A 1,798-nucleotide genomic window follows, 5' to 3' on the forward strand; every position below is an offset into this window, starting at 1 on the left:
CCACTGGCCCTAGGTACGGTGGGAGGTTTAACCAGGCTGCATCCTCTGGCAAAATTAGGATTGGAACTCTTGGGAGATCCTTCCGCTAAAGACCTGATGATGATGACGGCTGCCGCCGGATTAGCCAATAACTTTGGAGCCATTCGCTCGTTGGTCACAACGGGTATTCAACACGGGCACATGAAAATGCATTTGTCGAATTTATTGAATGCCTTCAATGCAAATAAAGCTGAAAAGCTGATGGCTAAAACCCGATTTGCAAAATCGACGGTGAGTTATAGCGAAGTTGAGAATTTTTTGAATACCATTAGAAACACTAAATAAATAGGATTTGGAACAAGCTCAGTTTTTTTATTCGAACGGTAAACTCCTAATCACTGCGGAGTATTTGGTGCTAAAAGGTGCCCTGTCTTTGGCGGTTCCTACTCAGCATGGGCAATCGCTTTCGGTTTATCCTGATACGAATGAGGGATTGACCTGGCAGGCCTTTGAAAATGATGAACAGTGGCTAAAATTTCATCTGAATAAAGATGAAATATTGAATCCCACAGAAGATTTTTCGTCAGAAAAAACGTTTATCGCAGAGCTCTTAAAACAAGCTTTAGTCTTGAATCCGAATTTTCTTAACGGATTGGCCTATCGATTAGAAACGCGTCTGAATTTTAATAGAAATTGGGGTTTGGGCTCGAGTTCTACACTAATAAATAATGTGGCGCAATGGGCACAGGTTGATGCCTTCGATTTGCTTGCCCGAGTTTCAAAAGGATCGGGTTACGATATAGCCTGTGCGCAGAGCGATACACCAATTCTTTTCCAACGACATCATAAAAAGGTTTGGACAGAAGCCTGCCTGTTTTCTCCTGATTTTAAAGATCAGATTTACTTCCTGTATCTAGGAAAGAAACAAAAAACGGAGAATGAAGTGAGGAAGTTTTTGGCACAAGAGAAAGATTATAATCTCGAAATACAAGAAATATCCAGCTTATCTCTTCACCTTTTAGATGCAGAATTAGCCGTTGATTTCGATAAGATTATCGAATCGCATGAAACAATCATATCCCACATATTAGCTGTACCGACTTTAAAGCAAAAAGCTTTTTCTGACTTTCAAGGCTCCATAAAATCTTTGGGTGCCTGGGGTGGTGATTTTGCTATGATCCGTAGCGATTGGGATAAAAAAACACTAACAAATTATTTTGAATCAAAAGGCTTAAGCACGCTTATCCCCTGGGATAATATGGTGCTCGAAGATGAAGAATATTTGTAAAATCAAGAAAAAGATTAGAATGGAAAATACAATCATATGGGAAAGCCCATCCAATATAGCTCTGATTAAATATTGGGGTAAAATGGGCGTGCAACTACCTTGCAATCCTTCTTTAAGCATGAGTTTGAAGGAGTCTGTTTCTCGTTTTGAACTAAGCTACTCGCCCAAAAAGGAGGGTGAGAAAAATCTCATCTATCTTTTCGAAGGGAAAGAGAATAAGGCCTTTGAAGAGAAGTTGAGCAAATTTATTGATTCTGTTTCAAACGATTTGCCTTGCCTGACCAAATATCAACTTAAGATTTCGAGTTCCAATACCTTTCCACATTCGGCAGGTATTGCCAGTTCGGCTTCGGCCATGAGTGCCTTGGCTTTGTGTCTTTGTAGCATGCAAGAGGCTATTGATGAAATGGAGATGCCACGTGATTTTTTCCTTCAAAAAGCCAGTCGGATTGCTCGTTTAGGTTCGGGTAGTGCGTCGCGTTCTGTGTTTGGGCAGTATGCTATTTGGGGCGATATGGAAGGTTATACCGA

The 1,798-nt window shown here is 40.7% G+C and carries 1 protein-coding gene and 2 pseudogenes; all 3 read left to right on the forward strand.

Features of this window, described 5'->3' with window-relative positions:
* Positions 1-324, forward strand: a pseudogene (locus tag ABY905_RS17015) (hydroxymethylglutaryl-CoA reductase); the annotation flags it as partial.
* Between the two features lie 7 nt (positions 325-331).
* A complete protein-coding gene (locus tag ABY905_RS17020) occupies positions 332-1,267 on the forward strand; it encodes a GYDIA family GHMP kinase (RefSeq protein ID WP_372646054.1) in 936 nt (311 codons plus the stop codon).
* Positions 1,268-1,286: 19 nt separating this feature from the next.
* Positions 1,287-1,798: pseudogene (locus tag ABY905_RS17025) on the forward strand (diphosphomevalonate decarboxylase); the annotation flags it as partial.

The sequence above is a fragment of the Ancylomarina sp. genome, from assembly GCF_041555295.1.
In the GTDB taxonomy this organism is placed as follows: domain Bacteria; phylum Bacteroidota; class Bacteroidia; order Bacteroidales; family Marinifilaceae; genus Ancylomarina.